The sequence below is a fragment of the Nostoc sp. FACHB-152 genome, assembly GCF_014697475.1.
GTDB lineage: Bacteria > Cyanobacteriota > Cyanobacteriia > Cyanobacteriales > Nostocaceae > Nostoc_B.
Map to the genome: position 1 here is coordinate 1 of NZ_JACJRV010000006.1, position 23,020 is coordinate 23,020.

Here is a 23,020-nt window from a genome sequence, read left to right on the forward strand (position 1 = left end):
CTGCATCAGTGAAGTCGCTGGAATACGCCATTAGCATTGGATTTTAGATGCTGAGGAGTACCTTAATTCAAAACCTCATAAGATGTCAAATGGGTTCTATAGGGTTAAAAGTATTTGAGTGTCTAAGTTTTCTCATCTACTAATGTCCTAACACTACTGGCTATCGCTATATTTCATCAGGAAACATTACAAATACTTAATTTGCATAACAACTATCTTCAATTACCTTCTAACATGAAAAAATTAATTCAGTATTATTAAGCTGTTCAAGTGTATTTTATTACCTATTGTTGGCAAAAGATGAGCTATTATTCTTTTCTGTCTACTTAAAAAGCTTTTTTAGAGCAGACTGATGCTGTTAATCACAAAAGCTTGCTTGTTGACAGGGTTGCAGGGGAGAGTGTTTGAAGTTTTTCCCAACAATTCAAATTCTGCAACTTGAATGCACATCAGCTTAAATAGCTCTGACGTGGCTAGCATAAAACTTATAATTAAACCACATTTTAGAAATTTCTTCAAAATCAAAGCCAAGGAATTTATATATTCTTAATAATTGTTTAACAAGCCAGATCACCATCAAAGCCGCACAAAATCAGCAAAACAGTATCTTAAACCGCCCCATACTTAGATTAGGCAGTCTTATATAAATGCCAAAAATTTGATGAATACTCTGTGAAAAGCTACTAGCCTCTTAAATCATTGTGGTAATCTACTGAGAGAAAAAATTACTTAGTAAATATTACTTGCATATTAATTACTTACAAAAACTATTTTTAGTATTTTTATGCAATGTAGCTTGTCGGCATTCATAGACTGACAAGAAACTAACTAAAAATACACGCAATTGCTCATTTAATGGGTGAATTCCGTAATGGAACCAGCACAACAACCATCAAATTTAAAACAAAAAGCCATCAAAGGCGTATTTTGGTCTGCAATTGAAAGTTGGGGACGGCAATTAATTTCACTAATTGTTTTCTTTATACTTGCGCGCCTGTTAAGCCCACAAACCTTCGGTCTGGTGGCGTTGAGTAGCGTATTTATAGCTTTTTTGCAAGTATTTGTTGATCAAGGATTTACACAAGCGATCGTTCAAAGGCACAATTTAGAATCAGAGCATTTAGATACGGCGTTTTGGACTAATTTAGGAATAAGTTTAATACTCACTACCTTATGTTTTAGCAGTGCTGATTTAATTGGTAACTTCTTCAAAGAGCCACAGATAATACCTATTATTAGATGTTTCTCATTAAACTTTATAATCCAAGCATTCATTAGCGTTCAGAATGCAATCTTTGAACGTAAATTAGCATTTAAGACTCTTGCTACACGCTCGCTAATAGCCGTGATTGTTGGTGGCATAGTTGGCGTGACTATGGCATTCATGGGGTTTGGTGTTTGGAGTTTAGTTGGTCAGCAATTATCTAATAGTTTAGCTGCGGTTTTAGTAATGTGGCGGGTTAGTGATTGGCGGCCAAGATTCAAATTTTCGCCAAAACACTTTAAGGAACTTTTTTCCTTTGGAGTGAGTGTAGTTGGCATGAATTTAGCTTTCTTTATTAGCCGCCGTTCCGACGACTTTTTTGTCGGTTATTTCTTAGGTTCTACAGCATTAGGTTATTATTCTGTTGGTTATCGTGTGTTTTCAATTCTCACAGAATTATTAACTAGCGTCTTATCAAAAGTTACTCTGCCAACTTTTGCCAGGTTGCAGAAAGATCCAGCAAGATTAAGAAGCGCACTTTATCAAGCAATTCAACTATCAAGTCTAATTACTTTTCCTGGCTTCTTAGTGACATCAATATTAGCACCTGAATTGATTCAATTGGTGTTTGGTGAAAAATGGCTACCTAGCATCCCAGTAATGCAAGCTTTAAACCTTGCTGGTATTGGTATAGCTTATTTTTATTTCACTGGTTCTGTACTCATGGCCATTGGAAAGCCTTCACTTAAACTAGCTCTAGATTTATTACAAGCTATGACCAATATTATTGGTTTTGCACTAGCAGTTAAATGGGGCATAGTAGCTGTTGCATATGCTTTTGTAATTAGACTTTACTTGATTGCACCCTTGAATATTTGGATCATTTGGAAGCAAATAAATATTAATGTCTTTACTTTTTTGCGCCAAGGTGCAACTGCTTTAGGTGGAACGGTAGCTGTAATATTGACAATTTTGTCTATTAAATATTTTCTTGGTGATTCATTCAGCCCTCTTGTAATCGTATCAATCTCCGTGCTAGCTGGACTTATAGTATATATATCTTCGATTTTTTTACTTGCACCAAAACTGTTTTGGCAGTTAGTGAATATAGTTCGTCCCGCACAACAAATACAGTAATACATCTCAAACTAATTAAACATTAAACAATAGTAGGGGGAGCCAGTTGTGCAGCGTTAGCGACGTAAGAACGAGGGGTGCCGCGCATGGTTTCCCTACATTTTATGTTTTTTTAAGTTGAGCAACTTAGATGACAGCGAAATAATCTTAACTAGACTAATTGAAAGATAAAATTATTAAAAATGTATTGCAAGATGAAAATGACAGACTCTTTTAGCAAGTCTGTCATTTTAGCTTTTTTGTAATACAATTGTAAATTTTTTATTTCATTTTCTCTGCCATAACGTATTTAAATGTTGTATCCCCTGCTGTTTGATATTTCTCAAGACACAAAGCAAGGTCTTTCTTAATCACCTCAGTATTAACTTCAATGTTATTTAATAAATCTAATATATGCTCACTACTAGAGATATCTACAACTTGCTGCATTAATTCTGCATCTGAAAATATGCCGATAATTTTATCATGCCTAGCTTTATCTACTACGGCAACTGGTATTGAACCGCAAACAGTTGCAAACATTAGTACGTGTAATCGATTGCTAAAAATCATGTATGCACGAGAATACAAATCATACATTTTTTGAGAGTCGATTTTTTGATCAACAAAGGTTACATTATAGTCTCCTTTATATCTATAGTAAATTTCTTTATTAAACTCATAATCCATATCTACTTGATAAGAAACAAGCAACTTTTTATTCCATTTGTTACATACAGTTTTAACAATTTCGTCTAAAATAGGAAAGAGATTCCTGCGATAAGTATCCGATTCATCAAAAGAATGAGTTGATTCTCTAAAACTCAATATTACATATTCATTATTAAAATGGACTAAATTATTGTTTGTAGTATTAACTTTTAGTAACCAAGCCAAGTCAGGAAAAATTTTAACTTTATTTATTCCTATTTTTTTAGCGTAAGTTTCTGATTTTGTGTCTCTAACTGAATAAAAATACATCAAGTTAGATTGGACTTTTTCTGCTATTTCATCAATTGTCGAGAATGGCCCAATAGAAACTCCAAATCTACATATACGAACACCAAGGATTTTAAATATAGCGTATGTTGTGAGAGATTGAATTTTTTTATTTAAGTAATTTAAATACTCTCCAAAATTATAATTATCAGTGTTTACACTAAAACGATGTCCAGGGGTTAAAATATAATAAATTTTGTTTTTAGAACTAAATAAGTTTTTTAAGGCAAACTTAAGTACTAACAAGCTAAATTTACTTCTATATTTGCTAGCTCTCTCATCTTGTTTTATCTCTAATTCCTGACAAAACCATTCTGGCAAATCTTTCTCATTGATAACTAAATTTCCATATTTTCTTAAATTGTCTAATAAGACTTTAATAATAATTAAATCACCTAAATTTTCATACTGAGTCTGAGGGCTTAAAAAAATAATATTTTTTGTTTGTTCATTTACCATAAAATGCACTACCTCTTTAGAGTTGTGAAATATGAGTGATTATGAGGTTAAAACTATTATGAGATTCTAAAATTAATTATTTGAATCAACAATATAACATAGATTGTAGTCTCAATAATTAATAGATGTCAGGTAATTTTAGCATTGGTATTACAGTTATTTTAAAATTGAAATGCTAAAAAATAATTTTAACTATTAATTTTCATGGATAATAATACCATAAGTAATCATAGTTTATGACACACTTTGCATTTACCTAATATGTAGTAATGCACTTAGTTAGCAGTCTAGAATATTTGTTACTTGTATTGACGGGCTTTGTGTAGTGTCAAATTTAGGTAAAACTATATTAAGATAAGATGAAATTTAGATTTTGAGTTTTAATTAACTAATTATTATCACTTACGATAAATAGTTATCTCTATTTATTTACTTTAAAAAAATAAAAATCATGGGCTGATAAAAAATGAAGTATTGGCGCGAAACTATAGCTGTGACGCAGCGCATATTAATTGAATTATTACGTCGCAGACGCAGCTTGATTTTTTGGGCAATTTTTCCGGTTTCAGTGTTAATGCTGGGTGGTTATATTTTGGCAGAACGCGCAAAACTATCAATTGCTGACGCTTTTGCATATACTGCACCATCAACTTTGGTAGGTGCAGCATTATTTTTTAGCTGTTTGGGTGGAAGTGTCGCTACAGTAGTTGCAGAAAGAGAACAACAAACTCTCAAACGTCTATTTCTCTCGCCTTTGAGTGGTACATCCTATTTTTTAGGAATTTTTTTAGCTCATAGTTGCATTGGCTTAGGACAAACATTGTTAGTTTATACTACAGCTGCCTTTTGGGGTGCTAGTTTTAAGGGTTCTATTTTCTTAGGGCTAATCATTATTATCATGAGTATTGTGGCTTATGTAGGCTTAGGGTTTATTTTGGGTACTCAATTGGCACGTCGTATCGAAGATGTTAATGCTTTAGTTGCAGCTTTTGGAGTGCCTTTGTTAATTTTAGGCGGAGCATTGTTACCGAGTTCGCTGTTTCCTAAAACTTTAATTAATATTGCTAAATATAATCCTATTTATCATATGAATGAGGCTTTTGTAGGAGTATCTGCTAAGGGTGAGCAAGTTGGGGATATTGCTTCACATTTTTGGTTTTTAATAGTATTTGCTATGGCAATGATGATTGGTGGTTGGCTATCTTATCAGCGAATGTTGATAGTAGAGAGAAGATTATAAAAAGATGTTATCAATTAACAATTTAAATAAGTCTTACGGTAAAACTAAAGTTATTAATAATTTAAATTTGCATATTAAATCAGGAGAGATTTACGGTTTAATAGGGGCAAATGGGGCGGGAAAGACAACCACTATTAATATTATTTGTAATTTAGTTAAAGCTGATAGTGGTAATGTTCAAATTAATCAGCAGCCGATTTCGGCAGCAACAAAAAAGATAATTGGGATTGCACCTCAAGAAAATCTGCTATATAAAACTTTAACTTGTACAGAAAATTTAGATTTCTTTGCTAATATCTATGGCTTAGATAAAAAAAATCGCCAACAACAAGTACAAGCAACTTTGGCGGCTGTGAATTTATTAGACAGAGCAAATAGTCCGGTAGAAACTCTCAGTGGGGGAATGCAGCGACGGTTAAATATTGCAGTTGCTTTAGTACATCAACCAAAGTTAGTAATTTTAGATGAGCCAACTACTGGGTTAGATATTGAAGCCAGATATGAGATTTGGGAGTTAATTCGGCAACTGAAAAATCAGGGAATTACAATTTTATTGACGACTCATTTATTAGATGAGGCGGAGCGTCTGTGTAATAAAATTGGGATTCTCAAGCATGGGCAAATTTTAGCTGAGGGTAGTTTAGCAGAGCTACGCGGGATAATTCCGGCTGCGGAAATTTTGGTTTTACAAACTACACAAGAAACAGAAGCGATCGCCTGCGCTCAAGCATCCGGTTTTACGCCTAGACGCTATGGTAAGGAATTAGCTTTTTGGCTACCAGAACCTCTGGAATTAAAAGAAATTATTGCGCGGTTTGAAGGGATAAAAATTGACGCGATCGCTCTTTCGCCTGTGCGTCTAGAGCATATTTATCTCGAAGTTACACAAAAAAATTAACCATCTCTGGAATTACCCTTGCAACTGCTGTTGTCTGTAATCAGCACTATCAGACAAAAAGTAATGGAAATACTAGCACTCGCTGGATTATTACTATCGTTAAGTCCTTTTGGGCTGGTAGCGGTGATTATCACCAGACAAATTAATAAAAAGCGGCGGTTAAACAGTCAAGATTGGGAACAGAAGGATGATTATCTTCATCCAGTTCACAATATAGTGGAAATTCCCCAAATTCCTGGCAATATCTATCCGCCACAATTAGTTCAAAATACCTACTACTACATAAACAACGAGGTGGACTGTGAAACAAAACATCATTTAGATGTTGGTGAACAATATAACCATTCTTCACCACCATAAGTCAATCAAAAAAGTTACATTAACTATCAGCATTTATAGTTAAAACTATATTTACTATAAGTAAAAATAAATATCGCATTTGTTATTTTGGCGATGCCTGCGGCTGGCTACGCCAACGCAAAAGCTATTTTGGTGTGTTATGCCGTAGGCTAACGCACTGCTTGGGATATCATAATGGTGCGCTGTGCGATACACATCCTATTGGTTATAAAACCCCTCCTCAACCTACAGTAGAAGAATTAGATCCCCGACTTCTCAAAGAAATTGGGGATCTGAGCAGCTGTCTTGTGTTATTTGCTATGAATATTCAGCTTCTGCAACTTCCTGGGAAAACTTTTTATGAATTGTTTTAGAGTTTTCACCATCAGCAGCAACCGCAGTCATCAGATAGTCAATTAAGTTCTCTGAAAAAGGAACGCGGAGATGGAATGTACCATCGGGTTTTAGAGAGATGGGATTACCCGCAATATTGACACTTGCATTAGGTTCCGTCGCACCGTGAATAATTAACTCTGCATCTGCTACAAACCAGAAATCTTGTTGGGGACGACTGAAAACGCGAACCGCATTAGAACGGATAATTGTCACCCAACCGTCGCCTTCGATGACATAGCCGAGTTCAATCATATAGTCCCGATCGCTTGTGGGAATAGCTACATAGCGATCATGGGTAATTTCTTCACATTCATACTGCTGTACTAATTGCGGTTGCTGATAACTTAAATCAATATCAGTGGCATCATACAGCCGCAAAGCTAATTGAGTCACACCAGCATTATGCAGTATTTCTTTGCGATTTTCCGAAAGACTCCAAGAAGCGTAAGCCCACTTCGGAGTCCGAGGTGTGAGAGTAATAGTGCTATCGTCTGCTGGTAGCCAAGTTGCTGCCTCTAAAGAAATACCTTCATCTTCTACATAAGGAGGACTGAAAAAGCGCACAATCTCAGAACGAGCGATGCTGACCCAGCGATCGCCTACAATTGGGTAGCCAATTTCTGCTACATAGTCGCGATCAGTTTCGGGAATACTGACGCTGCTATTGGCTGTTTCCAAATCCAATTCGTACTGCTGCACCAATTGCGGCTGCTGATAACTCAAGTCTAGATTTGTGACATCATAAAGCCGCAAACCTAACTGGAATATGCCAGCATTTTTCAGCATTTGCTTGCTAGTGTCCGAAATTTCCCAAGAAACATCAGCGAATTGTTGGGTATTAGGTGTAAGAACAACACGGCTTGTCTCATCTACTAATACGACATTTGCCGTTGTATTATTTGTATGCGTATTGCCAAAGACGCGGACAATTTCAGAACGTGCTAGAGTTACCCAGCCATCGCCTGCTATAGCATAGCCAATTGCTGCTATATAATCGCGCTCGGTTTGGGGAATTGCTACAGTACCATTAGAAGTGCTGAGTTCATAATCATATTGCTGTAACAATTGCGGCTGCTGATAACTCAGGTCAATATTTGTGACATCATAAACTCGCAGATTTAATTGAGATTTACCTGCATTTTGCAGCATTTGTCGGCCAGTTTCGGAAATTTCCCAAACAACATCAGCCGAGTTGTAACTGCTAGGCGTGAGGACAATGTTACTTTGGGGATCTGCGATCGCTAAAATGTCATCAGTTACACTAGTTGGCACTTGCCCGTTCAATTCTGGTTGGTTTATACCATCAGTATTAGATGACGCTGACACTGCTGCAACTAACACAGCAATATCATCTAGTAATTCTGTGTCTTCTAAGTCGGGTTCTGCTGCATCCGCTACATGATTTAATTTCTCTATCTCTGGATCTAGCGGTTCTGCGCTACTTTCTGCTTGAGAATCTGCTGGGGTCACATCTTCCACTAGGTCAAAACCCCAATCATCTTCATTTACTGAGTCTTCTGGAATCTCAGGAAAATCAAGACTAGCATTCGCTTCTACTGGCGTGACTTGAGTACTCGTTTCAACTTCTGCTACTGGCGTAGTTGTTTCTGGAGTTGTTGCAGTTGCAGGTGATTCTGAATTATATGTATTTCTCGACACATCTCCCATTGGTGGATATGTGGTATTGACTACCGCAGCAGGTGCTTCCATATCCCAAGGCGATATGCTCAGATCGTAACTATTATCCTCAGCTTTGTGATTGTCTGTTTCTTTGCCAATCACCATTGAACTGATCACAGCCCCAGCCCCAATTGCTAAACCTGTATCTGTTGTCGCTGGGGTAGTGCCTTCCAATAAGTTAGCAGTACCGTTATGAGGAGTGTTACCGTTCGTTCCATTGACTGGTGGAATTGCAGGTTCGCTGACAACAGTGTTATCTGCTATTGCTGTTGGTGCAGATGGCTCAGAACTTGCTGGTAATTGGTTTTCTGCTGCTGCACTATCTGACGAGGAGCTAGTTCTCACTATCCACAACAACAATCCAGCAATGACACCCAAGGGTAACACCAACCACCAAAGCGGGATTTGTCCTTGGGAGAGGGGATTACTTGTTGAGGGAGCAGTAGCAGGTTGCTGTTGGCTAGATGTAGCAGCTGGGGCTGTAGTTGCTGCTGTAGTAGGTGCGGTGGTTGCTGCTGTAGTAGGTGCAGTAGTTGCTGCTGGTGGTGTAGCTTGGGCTGTGGTTGCTTCGGTAGTAGATGTTTGATTAACAACTAGCTGGAGTGTTGGTGTTTCACCTTTGGCGATCGCTTCTGCTTCTGCGGTTCTAGCTTGTTCTATAGCTTGTTTTCCTGGTTTTGCCAGTGCAAAGCCGAGAAAACCTGCTACAGCTGGGCTAGGATTGCTTTTGTAAACGTAAACTAAAGGTTGGGAGAAGGGATATTTAGGATCATCTGGCAAAGCTTGATGCAACTGGAGAACCCGCACACCAGGTAACTTAGATATCTGATTAACTCTGGCATAGCTGATGCCATCTTTACCTAGTTGTTTGACGATTTCGGCGGTGTTGTCTTCAGTTAATTGAGTAGCGGTAGGGCCAGTAGTAAATTTTACTATCTTAAAAACTGGGTAGTTGTTGAGTGCTTGGCGGGTATCGCTAGTATCTGGGCGATCGATGACGCGAATCTTACCTGGAGGGCCGCCCACTTGCGACCAATCAGTAATTCTTCTACCTCGAAAAATTCTAGCGAATTCTTTATCAGTCAAGCTGCCCCGAAAGGGATTTTCTTCCCCGACAATGATCGCAATCTTTTCGCGGTGCAAACGGACTTGCTCTAAACCTTGAGCTTTTTCTTCAGGAGTCAAGCCGCGCCCGATCGCAGCTACATCAACTTTTCCTTCAAGTACAGCTTTGAGCGCCGCATCTGTACCATTATTGGCAACTTCTACCTTTGTACCCGCAAACTGTTGCTCAAAACCTTGTTTGAGGTTTTGGTTAATGAGAGCCAAGCTACTTGAACCATCAACACGCACTGTAGAACCATTCTCCACCGTTTGCGGCAGTGAGAAAGTAGGAGTCTCAGTGGCAGATTGTGCCAACACTGGTGCTGACACGAAGACATTTACTGCCATAGGGGTGGTAGCTAAGGCGAGCGATAATGCCAAATTGACGATCGCACTATCTTTTTTTTGTTGTTGCCACATATGCTTTTAATTTAAGGTACAGAATACTGCAAGCCGACCAGTACTGAATAGGATTTTGTTATCTGGGAGGAGACGCGCTAATTATACATCTAGTGTCAAGTTTCTTTTCAAGTTGCGTAATTTACTTATACGAATCTATGCTTAAGCTTGACCAAAACTAGGGTGTAGGGTGTAGGGTGTAGGGAGAAAAGAAGAATCATGTCGTTGGGATACACTCTACCCCCTACTGATTTCCTTACTACACCCCACACCCTTCTTCTTGACTTTGGCTACTAACTATGGGTGTTTAGGTTTTTTAATTCATTGAAAAGAATGCAGATTTTTAAGTTCTTCTTTGATGAAATAGATTTCGATGTAATTAACACATTTATTAGCAATTAGACTAGGATTTTTTCACAAAAATATACAAGTTATATCAGTAGACAGTCAGCAGTAAGCAGTAAACAGCCTTAAAAGAGACTTTCAAGCAGATGAATTGGGTACAAGGTTTTTTACTGAATACTTATAACCCACTCCCTACTCCCCACTCTCTGATAAATAACAATGACAATCTGGTTTCTCAATCAATGACTCAACTAAGGCATTTAAAGCCGTCGCCGCTAACAAGCCGCCCCCCAAAGTGCCTTCAATTGTGAGCCACGGGATGTCTTGCTGCATGAGTTGGCGTTTAGCGGCGGGAGCATGGCTAAAGCCAATAGGCATTCCAATTACCAAGGCGGGGTTAATTTTTTGCTCTTTGATGGCGGTGCAGGTTGCTAATAAAACAGAAGGTGCATAACCAATCACAACAATGCAGCCTTTAGAGACTTGGAGTAATTTTTCGCGCCATTCTTGACGCTGCCAAAATTCTTGTTCTGCTTCTATAGCAGTGGTGATGTGGCAATTGTCAATTAAAATGCTGACTTGGCAGCCTAAGTGAGCTAATCTTGTTTGATCTAAGGCGGCAGCAACGGTAGGGATATCAACAAAAATCTCACAATTAGATTTTAGGGCAGTACGACTAGCTGCGATCGCCCCAGCACTCACCCTCACAAACGATGCTAAACTCACATCACCACAGGCTAAAACTAACTGTGCAATTAGGTGTTGTTCAATCTCAGAACGGTTAGATAAATCAGGTAATAGGCATTGTAAGGATTCGGCAAAACTTTCCCAATGAGTATGCACCTGGGCATCTAAGCCACTCCAAAGTTGTTCTAACCCGCCTAAGCCAACTTGCGTTTCTACTTCTAATAATTTGAGTTGAGCGAGGACTTCTGCCTGCATAATTTGACAATGGCGATCGCGTCCTAATAATCCTTCTAATGCTGAGGCTGTTTGTCGCAGTTGGGCAATTTGCTGCATCACAGCCCGATATTGCTGTTGCAACTGCGCTGTCAAAGTTTCGGTTTCTGGTTCCACCTCCAGAATATTGCGGATGTGGTTGAGTTGAAAGCCTTGCTGCTTCAAAGCCACAATTCTTTGTAGACGGATGACATCTTGTTCTGTGTAGAGACGATAGTTGCTAGGCGATCGCACTGGTTGCGGCAACAACCCCAATTCATGATAATGTCGTACCATGCGCGGCGTAATCCCACCGCCTACCGCTTGGGTAAGTTCTTTAATTGTCAAGCTATCAGTTTTCATAGGAAGTTGCAAAAATTAAAGCTTGTTGAATATCTTCATCTTCCAAGCAATTAATGTAGTTGCCCAACCCAAACCCATCAAAAATTACGCAACACAAGTATTAGAACTTGGCGATCTCACTTCCACTCAAACATTATTTACTAACGTTTCAACATTTATAACTAACATTCAAGCATTTGTTACAAACAATCGAATCTTTGTGATTAACATTCCAACGTTTGCTATAAATGTTTAAGCATTTGTTATAAACACTCAAGCATTTCTTGTTAATGCTTAAACATTTGCTAGAAATATTTAAACATTTGTTGCAAACACTCAAGCATTTCTTGTTAACCTTTGACCATTCATAAATAAGATTCAAGCGTTTATTACAAATGCTTGAATCTTATTTATGGTTAAAACTAAAACAGTAAGAGACTTTCAAACCTATTCCCTGTTGCCTATTGCCTGTTGCCTGCTATAAAACCCTTGTACCTGTTTTTCATTCACCCAAGTAGCATGAAAACCATAGGGTACGCGTTGGGGAATTAGCATCCGCGCTACAGGTTCATCTGTGATATCTTGAGCATTCACAACCACTAACTCCGAAGTGTTAGCCGTCTCATCGTGAACAAAAGTCATCAGCCAGCCATCATCTTCCTCAGTTGCGTAGGGACGCGGCACAAATATAGACTCACCACCATAACGCCCTGCCCCAAATGCATGGATTTGAGTTTTATTATTGCTGAAATCGTATTTCATTATCCCTTCAAACAAAGGCACAGAAGTAGCTGCGCTTTTATTGACGTAACCATAGCGAGTTTGCCGCCCCAAGAAATTCTCATTAACGCGAGGAAATTCCCCAGCAGTATCATCTAAGCTAGACTCAGACACAGCCCCAGTAGTTAGATTAAACCGCCATTCATGCAGTCGTGGAATACCTGCATCAGGGTCAGCATTATTAGAACCCAACAAAGAAGTAGAACTCATACGACAGGCAATCAGTACCATTTCATCACCTTGTTCATAGGCGTTAAGGGTATGAAAAACATAGCATGAGGGACTTTCAAACCAGCGAATATTGCTGTTATCGCCGTGACGTGGGAGAATACCAAAACGACTTGGGCGATCGCTCTCAAACATCAGCATTGGTTTTCCTTGCTGCATCCGTTCTGGGCGGAAAGTCAAGGGTAAATCCATGAAAATTGTGTAATTTTCTGTGATAGCAAAATCATGCATCATCACAGCTACAGGAATTTCAATTGGCACCGTCTTTAGCAACTCACCAGAGGCAGAAACTATGCCGTATTGCAAATATGGTGGTGCAAAAGAGTAGCCAAAGAACACCATTTCACCCGTGATGGGGTCTACCTTTGGATGGGCGGTGAACGCAGAAACTAGTTTGCCATCAAAGGTGTACTTACCGATTGTCTTTAACTCAGGAAGCCCAATTGCGTAAGGCGCGCCACCTTCCCACGTTGCCAACAACTGTCCATCATGCCAAACTAAAGCCGTATTAGCAGTATTTCTAGATATACCAGGATGATTATTTTGCTGTGGCGGTTCTAAAAACCCAGTCAAAATTGCCTTACCTGCTTCATGTTCAGCTTGCCATTTTTGCGTCTGCACATAGCGGTTAAGATAAGAAGCTTTGCCGTTATTAATTCTCACACCATGCAGCATCCCATCCCCATCAAATAAGTGATACTGACCAATAGGCGACCATTGGACATTAGGGCCATTTCTCACAAACATTCCTGATAATTCGGGTGGAAATTCCCCAATTACTTCTAAGGTGTCCGCAGTAATTTCTTCTCGAACCGGCGCAAAATTGCCATCAAGGTATGGGTTAACAGATGCGTTTTCCATTATGTCTTTGATGAAACTGGGTAAATTTCCAAGATTACCTAATTCAATGCGTATGGCAATCAGTGAACTAAACTTTATAGCCAAAACCTAACAAGATATCATGTCAAAGCGAGGACTGCTTTATATTATTAAATAATGAAACAGACGTGGAATATTGATCAATGCAATTAGTTAGTCGAGAGCATATTGCGATCACTTCTGATGTGCGGAGTGCAAAACCTTGCATTGCTGGTACTCGTATTGCTGTAGAGGATGTGGCCGTGATGCATTTAAAGATGGGGTATTCTTTAGTAGAGATTGCTGGTAAATATGACTTGTTACTAGCATCTGTCTATGCAGCAATGGCTTACTACTTTGATCACCGAGACGAAATTGATAGCCGCACAGCGAAAGAAGAAGAGTTAGTTGAGATAATAAAGCAAAACCATCCCTCGCGTCTTCAAGAGAAACTTAAACAGTTGCGGAATGAATGAGCGAATTCGCTTTCATTTGGATGAAAATGTCGATCCGGCGATCGCGCTTGGCTTACGACGTTATGGAATTGATGTTACAACAACCAATGATGTAGAATTACGTACCCAAAGTGACGAAGTTCAGTTAGCGTTTATTCAGAAAACACAGCGTGTCTTGTTCACTCAAGATGCAGATTTTTTAATTATTGCAAGTTCTCGACTTGATCATCCTGGCATTACATACTGTAAGAAAGGAACCCGCTCAATTGGTGAAATTCTTGAAACCTTAATTTTAATTAATGAGGTAATGACACCTAGAGAGATGGTAGGACGTGTTGAGTTTGTGTAAAATCCACAGAGATTTATAACAACATACTCTATAACAATCGCCTACAAAATAATAGTCCTAGCATCAATCATCCGTGAACAACAAGAACCCCGACTTTTGAAAAAAGTCGGGGTTCTAATTATCTCAAATTACCAATTAGCCAATAGATTCTAGATTCAGCTTGACAACTTTTTTCTTTTCTTCTTCGGCTTTAGGCAGAGTCAAATGCAAAATACCATCTTTATATTCGGCGGTGACGTTGGTATTTTGAATGCGGGTTGGCAAAGGAATCAAGCGTTGGAATTTGCCATATTGAAATTCAGACTTGGTTACACCTTTGTCTTCAGTTTTTGTTTCTGATTTACGTTCGCCACTGACGTAAACAGCTTTTTCGGTAACTTGTACATCCAGTTCTTTGGCTTCTATTCCTGGTAGTTCCAGTTTCAGAAGAATAGCATCTTCAGTTTCTTGTAATTCAGCAGCCGGAACTCTTGCAAATGTTCTTTCTAGAAGGGTCGATGGTAGCATATCTTCTTCAAATAAGCGATTGAGTTGTCTTTGGATGGTGTTCATTTCTTGCCAAGGGTTCCAACGTACTAATGTCATAATGTTTACCTCAGATAATGCCTAGTTTTTGTAGTTGATTTAGGTGTTAATCATTTAACTTGTTTTTATAGTATTCAAAATACCAAAAGTGGTAAATTCGGTTTTTCTCACTTATGAAATGATGATTACCGAACCTAACATTATCGTTAATAGCATTACGGTAGACTCACCTTATTTTGGTGTACTAACCGAACCTTATCTTATTTATTATTAATAGATAGATTCATCTTTGATTTGTTCAAAAATCAGTACATTTCACTTACCTTCTTTGCTATTACCTATTGCCTACTGCTTTCCTAAACAATTAAGTTTAGTAATCAAACCTGATTTCTATATACCTAACTTCTTTAATAAGTCGGATATTTGACTTATCATAGTTGTCATTTAAATAGCAGAAATAGTTAATTTAGTGAGGATAGAATTTTTACTTATCATTCTTCGTTGGGCATCCAAGTAATTAAATATACTTGAATGTTACACGTTTCAATTAAAAATTTATAACAGATATGACAGCCAGTTGGATTTATCTCATCATCGCAATTCTGTTTGAAGTCGCTGGAACAACTTCTATGAAGTTATCGGAGGGATTTACTAAAGTTGTTCCTTCAGCATTAATCTTTATCTGTTATGGAATTTGTTTTAGCTTTTTGACTTTATCACTCAAAAAGATTGAAGTTAGTGTTGCTTATGCGGTCTGGTCAGGTTTAGGTACAACTTTAATTGCTAGTATCGGTATTTTTTGGTTTCGTGAATCAATGTCGATGGCAAAATTTGTATCTATTGCTTTAATTATTGTCGGGGTAATCGGGATAAACTCTGGCAAATAAAAAAATACCCTAGTCTGTTCCACAATAGACTAGGTAAGCACAATAATTATCTGTTAACTGTTCCTTGTTACCTGTTCCCTGCTTACGCACCCATCCCTGAATATCGCTTTAAACCTGCACGCCACAACGCACGATTCACTCCCAACAACAAAACTATCCAACCAATCATTGACATAAACCCTCGCGCTATATCTACTGGTAGCCCCACTAAAAGACTTGCAGGGAAGTTAATTAAATAAGGGAAAGGTGTAAAAAACACTATATTTCGCACTTGTTCAGGAAAGACATTTAAAGGCGCAATCATCCCTGATAAAAATAAAAAGAATAAAAACCAGAAATTCTCTAAAGCACTAGCTCGTTCTGTCCAAAAGGCAAACATTGCCAGGGTATATTGAATTACAAATCGTAAAATAAACGCTAACACTACCGCTAATGTAAATAGTAGTATTTGACCGAAATTAGGCAACCAAACAGCTTGAGGATACAACAGAAAGAACAAGACTATTAACGAAATAGTAAACGGAATGCGAGCTACTCTTTCAGAAAGATGTGCGGTAACATGATGCCAAACTGGATCTATCGGTTGTAACAATCTGGGAGATAGTTTACCTTCTACTACTTCTTTTTCAAATTCCCAAATTACCCAAACTACTGTGATTTGTCTCACAAGAAAAACTGTGAGAAAGTACCGAGTAAAATCTACAGATGTTAAACCAAACTGTCCTCCTTGCGCTGCTTGTATCCACACACCCATCAGGATAATTGGCAAAGACCCGGACAACACCCATAAAATTGATTCTGCCCGATACTCCAGCGTATTAGCATAGTAAACTGACAGCAAAACCCCAGCTTTTCTAATAATCTGTTTCATTGATATAGGAATCCGGTTTGATTACTGAACATACCTGTGTAGTCAGGCAATAGGCAATAGGCAGGTAACAATGTACTGATTTTTTTCAAAAATCAAATACTAGTCCTATAATTTGTTTACTATTGAAAAACTCAGCAGTTTCTAGATAACTCCCGCCTGAAATACTTTACCAATTACCTCTTCTATGGGCGGTTCGGTGACTTTTAAATCAATCACTTCTAAATCTGCCAAAATTTGAGCTACGGTTCGTGTCAGTGCATCTTGCTCTACTATAAAGCTTACTGCTCGTCCGTCTAAGAGTTGTACTTCTCCGTAAGATTTGAGTTTTTCTTTTGGTAAGGGTTGGGCTAACTCTACATGAACTTCTCGATATGGTGCAAAGCGTTCTAGCAGCCCATCTAAACTACCGTCATACATTAGCTTTCCTTGGTGAATTAACAGCACTCGCTGACACAATGCGGTAATATCAGCCATATAGTGGCTAGTTAATAACACTGTCGCCTGATAACGCTGATTGTACTCGCGCAAAAAGTCACGCACAGCCACTTGAGCATTCACATCTAAGCCTAGTGTTGGTTCATCTAAAAACAATACTTGAGGACGGTGCAAAAGTGCTGCTAACAATTCTGCCTTCATCCGCTCGCCTAATGACAGTTTTCGCACTGGCTGGTTAAGCTGACCATCCAAAAACAGCATCTCTGATAATTCACCTACCCGCCGGTGAAATTCTTTATCGGGGATGTCATACACAGCAGCATTAATTCTCAAAGAATCCATTGCTGGTATATCCCAGAGAAGTTGCTGCTTTTGTCCCATGACTAAGGTAATTTTTTGTAAAAATGCTTCTTGACGCAGAAAAGGGGTGTGTCCAGCAACTTTGATTGTTCCACCAGAAGGATGTATCAAACCCGTCAGCATCTTCAATGTCGTAGTTTTACCTGCGCCATTTGGCCCCAAAAACCCCACCACCTCACCGGGAGCAATTTCAAAGGAAACATCCTGTACAGCTTTAATTACACGGTAGTTACGCCGGAAGAAGTGGGTAATTGTCCCGGCAATACCTGGCTCTTTGACAGCTACAGGATAAAATTTACTGAGATTTTCAACAAATATATTTGACATAAAATTTATTTCTAAACCTGCAAAAGACGCGAGATTGTTTCATCAATCATCTACGTCTCTCAGAGGTTGAAAAGACTAGGGTAGGTGCTTTGCGAACTATAAATTAGGATAATTTTCCTTGATAAATCCCAGGTAAAAGTATATGTGTTAACGTAAACGCCCCGATCGCAATGTACTAATAATCAGCCACAATCCCAACAAACTGGCAGCAGCAAATAACACACTACTTAAGAACGATAATTGTGATGTCTGCGCTTTTGTAGTAATAATTGCTGCGCCCATTATCAATGAACCCACCAATATACTAAAAGACAAACGATTGGCGGCATCGTCTAATGTGCGGCGCATTCCATCTAAACCGCGCAACGATAAATTCCATTGCAGGGTTTCTGATGTAACTCGGTCTAATAATAGTTCAATTTGTCGGGGTGATTGTAATGATAAACTTTTTAAGTCGAGGGCAGTTCTTAAAAGCGATCGCACCGGATTATCGCCCACTAGTTGCCGTCTAAACAAGTCTGTCATTAACGGCTTGACTTCATCAAACAAATTAATTTCTGGGTTGAAGGCACGGGCTACACCTTCTAAATTAGCTAGGGTTTTAGCATATAAACCCATATTGCTCGGCAGTCTAATTTTATTGTTGCGGGCAACTTGCAAAATTTCATAAATCACTTGACTGAAGTTCATCTCCGTCAAGCTGACATTATGATATTTCCGCAACATCCGGTCATAATCACTTTCTAGCCGCGCTACAATTACGGGCTGTGGTGAATCTGCTAACTGCAATGTTAACTGAGCGCACCTACCAGCATCTAAATCGACGATCGCCAGCAACATTTCTGTTAATATCTGCTGGGTACGAGGATCGAGTCTACCTACCATCCCACAATCTAACAGTGCTACCCGACCATCGTTGAGATAAAACAAATTTCCGGGATGGGGATCGGCATGAAAAAACCCATCAATATATAACTGTTGGAAAAATGCCCGAAATAATAACGTAGTTATAGCTTTACGTTCTGCCGCTACATTACCATTATTGTCGCTGTTAAATGTTGCTGACAAGAAGGGGACTCCATCTAACCACTCCATTACCAACAACTTTTCGGAAGTTAAATCCCAATAAATTTCTGCAACTACAATTTGTTTCGGGTCAAACCAGCGACCTTTAGCTAAATTTCGTCGCAGTTCGTCTGTATATCCAGCTTCTCTTGTAAAGTCTAATTCCGCTTCTAAAGCTTTGGTAAATTCTTCAGCCGTGGATTTAATTTCGTAAGTTTGTCCAAAATCTGTACGCGCAACTAAATCAGCGATCCCCTGAATTAAAGCAATATCTTGAGCAATGGTAATCTCGATCCCCGGACGTTGCACTTTCAGCGCGACTTCTCGACCATCGGCTAATGTGGCGCGATGAGTTTGAGCAATTGATCCCGCCGCCACGGGGACTGGGTTAATCTTTTGAAAAACTTCTTCTAGGGGACGTTTTAATTGTTTGCGAATAACTACTTCGATCTCTGTCCAGGGAACTGGCGGTACTTCATCTTGTAGTGTTGACAGTTCCTCAATGTATGAGGCACTTAGTAAATCTGGCCGAGTCGATAATAACTGACCAAGTTTGACATAAACAGGCCCCAAATTTACCAAGATATTTTTTAAAACTGCTGGGGTGGGTAGCTGGGGTTCATCGGTTTTGCCACCCGTCAGCAGTCTTCGCATATAATCCCAGCCATTGCGAAGTACTACTTCAATAATTTCTCGTTGACGAGGAACAGTTTGGGTTAGAAACATTTTGGTAAACTGCAAGCCAGCAGTAAATTTAAAGTGGTAGACAACAAGGAATTACAATACAGCCGGAGCTATTTTTAGTTAAAGTTCGACTGGCTAAAGTACAGTCTTGAAATCTTTTTTGGGATGATTTTACAACTTCTAATAAGCTTTGTTCACTTAATATTTTCTTAATGTAAGTTGAACAAGATTCTCCTCCATGTAATTGGCGATGGGCGCAAGAAAAACCCTTAAACGGAGAAAGATAATTTTGATAAGCGGTGATGGAGTTAATAGCTATTGTCTTAGCCAAAGGCTCAAAGCTAGTCATAACTGTCAGTAAAAATAACAGACAATCAAGTTATAATAGAAAAACTAGCTTTCAAGCCTCTGTCAAGGGTTTTAACTTTGATAGTTACAGTAGGTTAGAAAAGCGGGGATCATCTTGCAGGATTTTGAGAACCTGCTTAATTTCTTGGGTGCGTTCTTTATTGACGATGAGTGTAACGTTGCGATCGCGCACAATCACCACATCCTCTAAACCAATAGTAACAATTACATCCTCTGGATTACTAGCATAAAGGATTGATCCTTGCGTATCTAACCCTACATGAGTAGCTAATTCTACATTGGGAGTCTCTTCTTTTTTGAGTAAACGCTCGATCGCATTCCAATCTCCTAAATCATCCCAACCAAAATCAACAGGCATGACGTATGCTAGATTGGTCTTTTCCATGAGTGCATAGTCTATACTCTTTTTAGGCAACTGGGGGTAAACCTCAGGGCCGTATTGTTCTAAAGGTTCAATGATTTCTGGCGCATGGGTGTGTAGTTCCTCAAGAACAACCCCAGCCCGAAACACGAACATTCCACTATTCCAGCTAAAACGTCCCGTAGATAAAAAAGTTTCTGCTAATTCGCGGTTAGGCTTTTCAGTAAAACGGTTGACGTGATAAGCTGGCAACTCATTAAAGTTACCCATCTTTTCACCTTGTTCAATGTAGCCGTAACCAGTTGATGGAAAAGTGGGCTTAATTCCTAAAGTAACAATCGCTGCGGTGCTTGTTGCTAGTTGAGTAGCAGCCTTTAATGTGTTTGAAAACGCCTTTTGGTCAGCTATCCAATGGTCAGCCGGAAAAAAGCCAATAACAGCGTCTTCTCCATAACGCTTTTTAATTTCTAAACTTGTCCAAGCAACGGCGGCGGCAGTATCCCTTCCCTCTATCTCAATTAATAAGTTTGGCGATGGCAGTTCGGGCAACTGTTGGCGTACACCTTCAGCTATCTGGCTAGAAGTAATTACCCATAAGGAATTCCAACCGTCTGCCAATGGGAGCAATCGATCAGCAGTTGCTTGCAGTAAACTTCTAGAACTACCATCTAGACTTAAAAATTGTTTAGGACGGTCTTTACGACTGAGAGGCCAAAAACGCTCACCTTTGCCACCAGCGAGGATGACGGGGAACAAGGAACTATTCATGTTGTCATACACACCTACGCAAGAACACTACAAGTGTACAGTGTGCTTTTACGCTGGCAAGATTTGTAGCTTGGATTAACATAACTTTTAGGGAAGTGGTCGAGTGGGGAGAAATTTGTGATTAGAGAAGTTCAATGGTCAGAAAATGAGGTTACACCTCAGCAAATACCAGGTTTAGATTTAGAAAGCCAGCCTGGTCAAATACAGCGCTTAGAGAATCAGGGAACGCTGCAAACAGCAACAGATTCAGAAGTTGAATCTACAACTCAAGAAGCAACAGCCACGGCTTCTCGCAGCGTTGTCGAGTCAGTGAGTGCAATTCCCAACGAACTCTATGAGAGATTGGGCTTGAGTATGCCTCGCTGGCTGCTGTGGATACTCACAGTAGTGATGGGGGTAATTCTCTCTGGACTATTAGTATCGACTTTGGCACTCTGGACTCCTTTATGGAGCAATCTGGATAAAACAGACGAAGAACAGGGGTTTGCTGGTAAAGATGAACAAAAAGTTCCCTTACCAGGGGAATTATGGGGCAAAATTTCTCAATACCAGCTATCGCGTCCCATGAATATTTTGATTATGGGAATTGAGCCAGTGAATAATGCTGTGGATGGCTCACCTGAAAGTTTTGCTGGCAAAAGCGACACCATGCTTTTAGTGCGGCTCAACCCCAGTGATAAATCCATCCGGGTGCTTTCGATTCCCAGGGATACCATGATTGCGATCCCAGAAAAAGGTTTAACAAAGCTATCGGATGCTAACCCTCAAGGCGGGCCAGTGTTGGCGGCGCGGGTAGTTAGCCGGACTTTGAATAATGCGCCAATTGACCGTTATATTCGGATTTCTACCAGTGGCTTGAGACAATTAGTTGATCAGCTGGGTGGGGTAGAGGTATTTGTACCTAAATCAATGGAATATCGTGATACTAGCAGTCAACTGTCCATTAATTTAGTTAGTGGTTGGCAAACCCTCAATGGCGAACAGGCAGAACAGTTTGCCCGTTTCCGTGAAGAGGGGCTAGGGGATTTAGAAAGAGTGCAGCGACAACAAGCACTAGTCACGGCATTACTGCAACGCCTCAACAGTCCTACGGTTCTACCTAAGTTACCTCAATTAACCCGCCTGATGCGGAAGTATTTTGACACTAACTTAAAGATAGAAGAAATGATGGCTTTGGTGAATTTTTCCGTAAATGTAGAACGGGATAAATTCCAAATGACCACTTTACCGGGTACCTTCAGCCGCTTTAGTCAAGACCCCAATAGCTATTGGCTGAATATGACTGGACAACAAAATCTACTGAATAATTATGTTGGGGTCGATGTGCCTGGACTGAAAGCAGATGCGCGTCCAGTTTCTAACCTCAAAATTGCTATTCAAAATGCTTCTAATCAACCACAAGTAACCGAAAAAGTTATTGCTTATCTCAAAGGGAAAGGCTTTAAAAATATTTACACAGCTTCAGATTGGCCTGATAGCCAACGTCAAACTCAGATTATTGTCCATAGAGGTAGCCGACAACCAGGAATTGACCTGCAAAAGATCTTGGGTTTAGGTCAAATTGAAGTGTCATCATCTGGGGATTTTGAATCTGATATTACGATTCGGATTGGGAAAGATTGGAAATAGTCAAAAGTCATTAGTCATTAGTCATTATCCCTTACTCTTGACTATGGACTATTGACTATGGACTCTTGACCAAACATAAAGTTATGAACAAGATTTGGCAGAAATTATTAAGTTTGTTTCTAATTTTGCTATTGGCTGGTCTGTGGGTAATACTTAGCCCGCGACCAGCTTTTGCTCAAATTAATACAATCAACTACAGCAACATCAATTTAGAAAACCGCGACTTTGCTAATACTGATTTGGCTGGTGTCACCTTTGTCGCGGCGGAAATGCGGGGGACGAATTTTCAAGGAGCGAATTTAACAAACGCCATTTTTACTAAGGGTGTTTTATTAAAAGCTAATTTAGAAGGTGCAAACTTGACGGGTGCTTTAGTAGATCGCGCTACTTTAGATGGTGCTAACTTAAAAAATGCTAATTTTACCGAAGCGACTTTAACCAGTAGCCGCTTTTATGATGCTGACATTACTGGCGCGGATTTCACAGACGCTTTAATTGACCGCTATCAAGTTTCTTTGCTGTGTGAAAAGGCTGATGGGGTAAATCCAGTAACTGGTGTTGCTACCCGCGATAGTTTGGGTTGTAAGTAAAAGTATGAAGTTTGTAGAC

The 23,020-nt window shown here is 39.3% G+C and carries 20 protein-coding genes; 10 read left to right on the forward strand and 10 right to left on the reverse strand.

Features of this window, described 5'->3' with window-relative positions:
- Positions 1 to 871 precede the first annotated feature (871 nt).
- Complete coding sequence (locus tag H6G76_RS07575; RefSeq protein ID WP_190697844.1) at positions 872 to 2,341, forward strand: lipopolysaccharide biosynthesis protein; 1,470 nt, start codon at positions 872 to 874, stop codon at positions 2,339 to 2,341.
- Between the two features lie 261 nt (positions 2,342 to 2,602).
- Here H6G76_RS07575 and H6G76_RS07580 read toward each other — a convergent pair whose 3' ends face one another.
- Complete coding sequence (locus H6G76_RS07580; protein ID WP_190697847.1) at positions 2,603 to 3,778, reverse strand: polysaccharide pyruvyl transferase family protein; 1,176 nt, start codon at positions 3,776 to 3,778, stop codon at positions 2,603 to 2,605.
- Positions 3,779 to 4,244: 466 nt separating this feature from the next.
- On the opposite strand from H6G76_RS07580, the gene H6G76_RS07585 reads away from it, so the two are divergent.
- The 3 genes from H6G76_RS07585 to H6G76_RS07595 all read left to right on the forward strand — a co-directional run bounded on the left by H6G76_RS07585 (position 4,245) and on the right by H6G76_RS07595 (position 6,276).
- A complete protein-coding gene (locus H6G76_RS07585; protein WP_190697850.1) occupies positions 4,245 to 5,018 on the forward strand; it encodes an ABC transporter permease in 774 nt (257 codons plus the stop codon).
- A gap of 4 nt (positions 5,019 to 5,022) precedes the next feature.
- Positions 5,023 to 5,916, forward strand: a complete 894-nt coding sequence (locus H6G76_RS07590; protein WP_190697853.1) for an ABC transporter ATP-binding protein — start codon at positions 5,023 to 5,025, stop codon at positions 5,914 to 5,916.
- Positions 5,917 to 5,979: 63 nt separating this feature from the next.
- Positions 5,980 to 6,276: a hypothetical protein gene (locus H6G76_RS07595; RefSeq protein WP_190697856.1), complete on the forward strand. Its 297-nt coding sequence runs from the start codon at positions 5,980 to 5,982 to the stop codon at positions 6,274 to 6,276.
- A 297-nt stretch (positions 6,277 to 6,573) separates the two neighbouring features.
- On the opposite strand, the gene H6G76_RS07600 is transcribed toward H6G76_RS07595, so the two are convergent.
- Together H6G76_RS07600 and H6G76_RS07605 are read right to left on the reverse strand one after the other, a co-directional pair.
- Positions 6,574 to 9,855 carry a DUF4912 domain-containing protein gene (locus H6G76_RS07600; RefSeq protein ID WP_190697859.1) on the reverse strand — a complete coding sequence of 1,094 codons (3,282 nt, stop codon included), beginning with the start codon at positions 9,853 to 9,855 and terminating at the stop codon, positions 6,574 to 6,576.
- A gap of 516 nt (positions 9,856 to 10,371) precedes the next feature.
- The gene (locus H6G76_RS07605) at positions 10,372 to 11,481 is read right to left on the reverse strand and encodes a precorrin-8X methylmutase (RefSeq protein ID WP_190697862.1); all 1,110 of its coding nucleotides are present in this window, start codon (positions 11,479 to 11,481) and stop codon (positions 10,372 to 10,374) included.
- A 22-nt stretch (positions 11,482 to 11,503) separates the two neighbouring features.
- On the opposite strand from H6G76_RS07605, the gene H6G76_RS07610 reads away from it, so the two are divergent.
- On the forward strand, positions 11,504 to 11,716 hold the full coding sequence (locus H6G76_RS07610; RefSeq protein ID WP_190697865.1) for a hypothetical protein: 213 nt from the start codon (positions 11,504 to 11,506) through the stop codon (positions 11,714 to 11,716).
- Positions 11,717 to 11,907: 191 nt separating this feature from the next.
- On the opposite strand, the gene H6G76_RS07615 is transcribed toward H6G76_RS07610, so the two are convergent.
- Entirely contained in the window at positions 11,908 to 13,329 is a 1,422-nt protein-coding gene (locus tag H6G76_RS07615; protein WP_190697868.1) for a carotenoid oxygenase family protein, read from the reverse strand.
- Positions 13,330 to 13,490: 161 nt separating this feature from the next.
- Here H6G76_RS07615 and H6G76_RS07620 point away from each other — a divergent pair, with 161 nt between their 5' ends.
- Both H6G76_RS07620 and H6G76_RS07625 read left to right on the forward strand, forming a co-directional pair.
- Positions 13,491 to 13,802 carry a DUF433 domain-containing protein gene (locus tag H6G76_RS07620; protein WP_190697871.1) on the forward strand — a complete coding sequence of 104 codons (312 nt, stop codon included), beginning with the start codon at positions 13,491 to 13,493 and terminating at the stop codon, positions 13,800 to 13,802.
- The gene (locus H6G76_RS07625; RefSeq protein ID WP_190697874.1) at positions 13,795 to 14,130 is read left to right on the forward strand and encodes a DUF5615 family PIN-like protein; all 336 of its coding nucleotides are present in this window, start codon (positions 13,795 to 13,797) and stop codon (positions 14,128 to 14,130) included. The genes H6G76_RS07620 and H6G76_RS07625 overlap by 8 nt, the downstream gene beginning before the upstream one ends.
- A gap of 135 nt (positions 14,131 to 14,265) precedes the next feature.
- On the opposite strand, the gene H6G76_RS07630 is transcribed toward H6G76_RS07625, so the two are convergent.
- Positions 14,266 to 14,715, reverse strand: coding sequence for an Hsp20/alpha crystallin family protein (locus tag H6G76_RS07630; protein WP_190697876.1), 450 nt, complete (start codon positions 14,713 to 14,715; stop codon positions 14,266 to 14,268).
- 506 nt (positions 14,716 to 15,221) lie between these two features.
- Between H6G76_RS07630 and H6G76_RS07635 the strand changes: the two genes are divergently transcribed.
- Entirely contained in the window at positions 15,222 to 15,542 is a 321-nt protein-coding gene (locus tag H6G76_RS07635) for a multidrug efflux SMR transporter (protein WP_190697880.1), read from the forward strand.
- A gap of 82 nt (positions 15,543 to 15,624) precedes the next feature.
- On the opposite strand, the gene H6G76_RS07640 is transcribed toward H6G76_RS07635, so the two are convergent.
- The 5 genes from H6G76_RS07640 to H6G76_RS07660 form a co-directional block, all read right to left on the reverse strand.
- On the reverse strand, positions 15,625 to 16,413 hold the full coding sequence (locus H6G76_RS07640; protein WP_190697882.1) for an ABC-2 family transporter protein: 789 nt from the start codon (positions 16,411 to 16,413) through the stop codon (positions 15,625 to 15,627).
- Positions 16,414 to 16,554: 141 nt separating this feature from the next.
- Positions 16,555 to 17,535, reverse strand: a complete 981-nt coding sequence (locus tag H6G76_RS07645; protein ID WP_190697886.1) for an ATP-binding cassette domain-containing protein — start codon at positions 17,533 to 17,535, stop codon at positions 16,555 to 16,557.
- A gap of 147 nt (positions 17,536 to 17,682) precedes the next feature.
- Complete coding sequence (locus tag H6G76_RS07650) at positions 17,683 to 19,326, reverse strand: AarF/ABC1/UbiB kinase family protein (protein ID WP_190697889.1); 1,644 nt, start codon at positions 19,324 to 19,326, stop codon at positions 17,683 to 17,685.
- A gap of 28 nt (positions 19,327 to 19,354) precedes the next feature.
- The gene (gene yidD, locus H6G76_RS07655; RefSeq protein ID WP_190697892.1) at positions 19,355 to 19,633 is read right to left on the reverse strand and encodes a membrane protein insertion efficiency factor YidD; all 279 of its coding nucleotides are present in this window, start codon (positions 19,631 to 19,633) and stop codon (positions 19,355 to 19,357) included.
- An 84-nt stretch (positions 19,634 to 19,717) separates the two neighbouring features.
- Positions 19,718 to 20,782, reverse strand: coding sequence for a mannose-1-phosphate guanylyltransferase (locus tag H6G76_RS07660; RefSeq protein ID WP_190697895.1), 1,065 nt, complete (start codon positions 20,780 to 20,782; stop codon positions 19,718 to 19,720).
- Between the two features lie 117 nt (positions 20,783 to 20,899).
- On the opposite strand from H6G76_RS07660, the gene H6G76_RS07665 reads away from it, so the two are divergent.
- Entirely contained in the window at positions 20,900 to 22,411 is a 1,512-nt protein-coding gene (locus H6G76_RS07665) for an LCP family protein (RefSeq protein WP_190697898.1), read from the forward strand.
- An 83-nt stretch (positions 22,412 to 22,494) separates the two neighbouring features.
- On the forward strand, positions 22,495 to 23,001 hold the full coding sequence (locus H6G76_RS07670) for a pentapeptide repeat-containing protein (protein ID WP_190697901.1): 507 nt from the start codon (positions 22,495 to 22,497) through the stop codon (positions 22,999 to 23,001).
- Positions 23,002 to 23,020 lie beyond the last annotated feature (19 nt).